This window comes from Thermodesulfobacteriota bacterium, from assembly GCA_036397855.1.
GTDB lineage: Bacteria > Desulfobacterota_D > UBA1144 > Nemesobacterales > CSP1-2 > DASWID01.
This window is the reverse complement of sequence record DASWID010000156.1, coordinates 1-5,304: the sequence shown is the minus strand read 5'-3', so window position 1 is coordinate 5,304 and position 5,304 is coordinate 1. Positions and strand designations below refer to the sequence as shown.

The window sequence follows — 5,304 nt, the reverse complement described above, 5'->3', positions numbered from 1 at the left end:
TCACTAGGTATAGGTCACTTTATATGGTATCCCACAGGTAAAGAAGGACCATTTCAAGAGACCTTTCCAACGCTCTTAGAGTTTTATAAACACAATGGTATAGAACCTCCAGACTGGATCGACAAATTACCGAACCAGGATTCACCCTGGAAAAATCGCCAAGAGTTCATGACTGATTTAAATAGCGAAAGGATGATCGAACTAATGCAATTTCTGATAGATACAATACCAGTTCAGACTTCTTTTTTAGCAAACCGTTTTCAAAATTCATTAGACAATCTATTGGATTCCTCGCCACGGGAAGAACATGATAATATCAAAGCCAAATTCTTCCGAGTAGCAAATTCACCGATGGGCATGTATGCCCTCATCGATTATGTAAATTTCAAGGGGGAAGGTACAAATCCATCAGAACGCTATATGGGAGAGGGTTGGGGTCTGCTTCAGGTATTGGAAGAGATGAATGGAACCGAGACTGGAATTTCCGCACTGAAGGAATTTGTAGAAGCAGCGGAGAAGGTTTTGGCCAGGCGCGTAGAAAATTCGCCTCCGGAAAGAAATGAAAAGAGATGGCTTCCAGGATGGAAAAACAGGCTCAATACGTACATTCCCAAAAATCCTAACGACTCAAAAAATATCTATTAAAAACAATGGGCCTATACAAAAGACACATTTTCCCCAGGCTATGTAATCTCGCGATGTCCAGAAAAGTCCTTGATAAATATCGCAAGGATCTGCTCTCAGATGTTGATGGAAATATACTCGAAATTGGGTTTGGCACGGGGATCAATATTTTCTTCTACCCGGATCATGTGAGGAAAATAACAGCGGTAGAACCGAACGATGGGATGAATCCAAAGGCCTTGAAGAGAGTGGAATCATCAGGGATTAAGGTTGATATCCAAACATTAGGTGCCGACTCCCTACCCTTTCCTGACTGTGCATTTGACAGCGTGGTCAGCACATATACATTGTGCAGTATTGAAAACGTCGACAAAGCCCTCTCGGAAATCACAAGGGTTTTAAAACAAGGCGGCCGTTTCTTTTTTCTTGAACACGGCTTAAGCCCGGATCCAAATGTAGAAAAATGGCAAAATCGGTTAAACTCGGTCAACAAAATATTGGCTGATGGCTGCAATCTGAATCGAAACATTAAAAATATAATCGCATCAACTAAATTAAAAATATGTCAGTTGGAAAACTTTTATCTGGAAAAAACGCCCAGATTTGGCGGTTACCTGTACAAAGGCGTCGCAGATAAGCAATGAATAATGCTGCAGCAACCCAAAGGTTAACAACACACAAAGAAACAGTCTCTTCAGTTGCTGCCGGCAGACCAGAGAAATCGAGGGGAGCGAAGCAATCTGACGTTAAAAAAAAAGATGAGATTGCTTCGGGGAAAAACTCCTCGCAAAGACAGAATGGGGGCAAATGACGCGTTCTGAAATTGTTTCAATTTCGGAGTTTATCCTGAGTCGTGAGTATAATCGAAGGGTCGGAGGGCAAATTTCGCAATAACGGCAGGACGCTACCGTTAGGTGTCATCGCGAGGATATCGAAGTGATCTCCTGCCTACATTGAGTGAATATTGCCGGAGTAAGCTACATGGAATTCGCTGGTGAAAATTTAAAATTCATAAAAAAAATTAGTTATAATTTATGAATTAATTTGCACTTTCGGAATCAATTTTAAATTGCACCACATTTCCAGATAATTGCATCCTATTACAGAAAGTAATTCACTAGCATAGGGAATCTAAGAATGAACAAATTAGTGTTATTGATGGGACTTCTTCTATTTTTCATTTCATCGGCCACATATTCTCAAACTATAGAGAACCATCAACCAGATGCACTCATGCTGCGCTTTCCGGACGTGAGTGCCGATAACGTTGTTTTTGTTTATGCCGGGGATCTGTGGACTGTGCCTATTGAGGGAGGTATTGCAAGGAAACTAACCTCTGCCAAAGGACACGAACTGTTTCCAAAGTTCTCACCGGACGGCAAAACGATAGCGTTCAGCGGAAACTATGACGGGAATATCGATGCTTATGTCATTCCTACAGGAGGCGGAATTCCAAAGAGATTAACTCATCATCCAGAGGATGACGTGGTCGTTGATTGGTATCCCGATGGAAAGAACATTCTATTTCGTTCAAAGATGATGAGTCCGCTTAGTCGTTTCAATCGCTTCTTCAGAGAATCAATTGACGGCGGTTTGCCAGAACCATTACCCCTTGCTTACGGAGAATTAGCTAGCTTTAGTCCAGACGGAAATCGTATGGCCTTTCAATTTATCTCTGCAGAATCTCAGACATGGAAACGATATCGTGGAGGGATGGCAAGCGACATATGGCTTTACAACTTAACGAATAATACATCCGAAAAAATAACAGAATTTCAAGGTACAGACGGCATCCCAATGTGGCATAACAACACAATCTACTTTCTTTCAGATCGAGACCCCCAAAAAAAGCTAAACATCTGGGCCTACAGTATAAAAACAAAGGAAATAAGACAGGTCACTAACTTTGATGAATACGACGTAAAATGGCCAAGCCTAGGTCCCGACTCGATTATCTTTGAGAACGGGGGAAAGCTATTCCTACTCAACCTCAAAGATGAAACTACTAATAGAGTCAGTGTAGAGATTCCCTCAGACTTACCAGATATTCGCCCCAAACTAAAAGATGTATCGAATTCTATCGCAACGTTCGATCTATCTCCTAACGGAAAGAGAGCGGTTTTTGAGGCCAGGGGCGAAGTCTTAACAGTTCCAGCAAAGCAAGGTAGCATAAGGAACCTGACCAATTCTTCTGGCATAGCCGAAAGGTACCCCGCCTGGTCACCTGATGGGAAGTTTGTAGCCTATTTCTCAGACCGCTCTGGAGAATACGAATTATATATTCGTCCAAGCGACGGTAGCGGAAAGGAAAAACAAATATCAAATATTAAAAAAGGCTTCCCAAAATCCCCGGTTTGGTCTCCGGACAGTAAACTTATCGCTTTCAACGATACGATTGGAAATTTGTATCTTCTTAACCTTGAAAACAACAAACTTAAAGTAATCGATAAAGACGAATGGGACCTTGTTAGCTCTTATTCTTGGTCACCAGATAGCAGATGGCTCGCATATTCGAAAAAGATGTCTAATGGTCAAGGATCTATCATGGTCTACGATGTAAAGCAGAATAAGAAACACCGGGTCACAAGTGATTATTACGATGATATGTCGCCAGTGTTCGATCCCAGCAGCAAGTATCTTTTCTTTTATTCAAATAGGAGCTTTAAGCCAGTTTACAGTGACATTGATGATACATGGATCTATCCTAACTCTACGGAAATTTATGCTGCTACTCTTAAAAAAGATATAAAATCACCGCTGGCCCTTCAAAGTGATGAAGAGGAGTCAGGTGAAAATAAAAATAAGACCGTGGATGAAGATAAAACTAGAAACGGTGATATAGACGTTGACGGATTTGAAAGACGCGTCGTCAAGCTACCGGTTGAGGCTGGTAATTTCGGTCGACTCGCTGCTATTGAAGGCAAAGTGGTCTATGTTAGATACCCAGCCGCCGGTTCTTCAAAACCAGAGAGTCCAGAGGGCAAAATTCAGTATTACGACATAACCGATGGAAAAGAAAAAACTATAATACAAAACGTCGATACTTTCGTAGCTTCCGCGAATGGCAAAAAGTTAATATACAAGAGTAACTCCACCTACGGCATTATCGATCTCGCAGAGGGCAAAAAGGTCGGTGATGATACAATTCCTACCGATCAGATGAAGGTATGGATCGATCCACTGGAGGAGTGGAAACAGATCTTTAATGAGTCGTGGCGAATTGAACGCGACTTTTTCTATGATCCAAACATGCACGGCGTCGATTGGCAAAAAATTAAAAACCGTTATGAAGCACTTTTACCCTACCTCGTAGATAGAGAAGACCTGAATTATGTTATAGGAGAGATGATTTCAGAACTGAACAGTTCACACACGTATGTAGGCGGCGGTGATATCGATCAACCAGAGGAAATTTCGGTTGGCCTTTTAGGATGCGACTTTGAATTGGATAAGCAAAACAAGGCCTATAGGATAAAAAAGATATATAGAGGAGTGGCCTGGGATGCTGGCGTACGCTCTCCCCTGGTCGATCCCGGAGTAAATGTCAACGAAGGACAATACTTGCTCGCAGTTAACGGTAAGCCACTGGACACTTTAATGGACCCTTGGTACGCCTTTCAAGGTCTTGCAAACCAAATTGTGACACTCTCAATCAACTCTTCCCCAATAGTAAAAGGCTCAAGAGAGATTCTGATCAAACCATTATCTAAAGAGGATGATCAACAACTGCGCTATCTCTCCTGGGTTGAGAACAACCGAAAAACGGTAGAAGACAAGACTAAAGGTCGTGTGGGTTATGTGTATGTCCCAGATACGGGAAGAAATGGTCAAAATGAATTAGTACGACAATTTACGCCACAGAGATTTAAAGACGGTCTAGTAATAGACGAGAGATTCAACAGCGGAGGTCAAATACCAGATCGATTTATCGAATTACTTAATCGTCCGATTTTAAACTTCTGGGCAAGGCGCGATCAAAGAGATTTACAGACTCCTACCATATCGCACAATGGCCCTAAGGTGATGATAATAAATGGTTGGTCAGGATCGGGCGGTGACGCCTTTCCCTACTATTTCCGGAAGGCTAAGTTAGGAAAGCTTGTTGGAACTAGAACCCTTGGAGGCCTCATCGGAATTGGCGCCAGCCCAAACCTATTAGATGGAGGATTCGTAACAGCGCCGAGCTACGCTTTTTGGAATTCAGAGGGCAAATGGGAAGTAGAGGGATTCGGTGTGAAACCCGACTATGAAGTTGAGAACTCTCCCCAAGAAGTGGCTGCGGGTAACGACCGGCAACTAAACAAAGCAATTGAAGTTGTTGTGGATTTGCTGGAAAAGAACCATCTTCAAACGCCCGAAAGACCCGTGTACCCGGATCGATCGGGTATGGTAAATTAAAACTAACTTCAGACGTTAATCACGAAATTCAGGAAAATAGGGACTGACACTATTTATAACTGGCATGATACTTACCCGACCGTTATTATTCAACTAAATGATGAACGGATTAAGTAATAATGTATGATCACTAAAATGAGTGTCCCTATTTTTCACGTTTTATCCTTTAACTACGGCAATGGGTTTCAGACGGGCAACCTTCTTTGCAATGCCCGCCTCGGCTATAACATCTACAACCTCATTAACATCTTTGTACGCTTCCGGAGACTCCTCGGTGAGCCC

The 5,304-nt window shown here is 42.3% G+C and carries 5 protein-coding genes; 4 read left to right on the top strand and 1 reads right to left on the bottom strand.

What is annotated here, in order from left to right; all coding sequences use genetic code 11:
* The 4 genes from VGA95_12515 to VGA95_12500 all read left to right on the top strand — a co-directional run.
* The coding region (locus VGA95_12515) for a hypothetical protein (protein ID HEX9667363.1) at window positions 1–645 on the top strand (645 nt) is incomplete at its 5' end.
* A gap of 53 nt (window positions 646–698) precedes the next feature.
* Window positions 699–1,268, top strand: coding sequence for a class I SAM-dependent methyltransferase (locus VGA95_12510; protein HEX9667362.1), 570 nt, complete (start codon window positions 699–701; stop codon window positions 1,266–1,268).
* Window positions 1,265–1,435: a hypothetical protein gene (locus VGA95_12505; GenBank protein ID HEX9667361.1), complete on the top strand. Its 171-nt coding sequence runs from the start codon at window positions 1,265–1,267 to the stop codon at window positions 1,433–1,435. Before VGA95_12510 ends, VGA95_12505 begins: the two co-directional genes overlap by 4 nt.
* 326 nt (window positions 1,436–1,761) lie before the next feature.
* Window positions 1,762–5,022, top strand: a complete 3,261-nt coding sequence (locus tag VGA95_12500; GenBank protein ID HEX9667360.1) for a PDZ domain-containing protein — start codon at window positions 1,762–1,764, stop codon at window positions 5,020–5,022.
* Window positions 5,023–5,181: 159 nt separating this feature from the next.
* Here the strand turns inward: VGA95_12500 and VGA95_12495 are convergent.
* Window positions 5,182–5,304 (bottom strand): RtcB family protein (locus tag VGA95_12495; protein ID HEX9667359.1); only part of this gene is annotated, 123 nt, incomplete at its 5' end.

Coding starts and splice junctions, on each gene's coding strand:
- VGA95_12510 (HEX9667362.1), top strand. CDS start 699: ATGTCCAGAAAAGTCCTTGATAAATATCGCAAGGATCTGCTCTCAGAT.
- VGA95_12505 (HEX9667361.1), top strand. CDS start 1,265: ATGAATAATGCTGCAGCAACCCAAAGGTTAACAACACACAAAGAAACA.
- VGA95_12500 (HEX9667360.1), top strand. CDS start 1,762: ATGAACAAATTAGTGTTATTGATGGGACTTCTTCTATTTTTCATTTCA.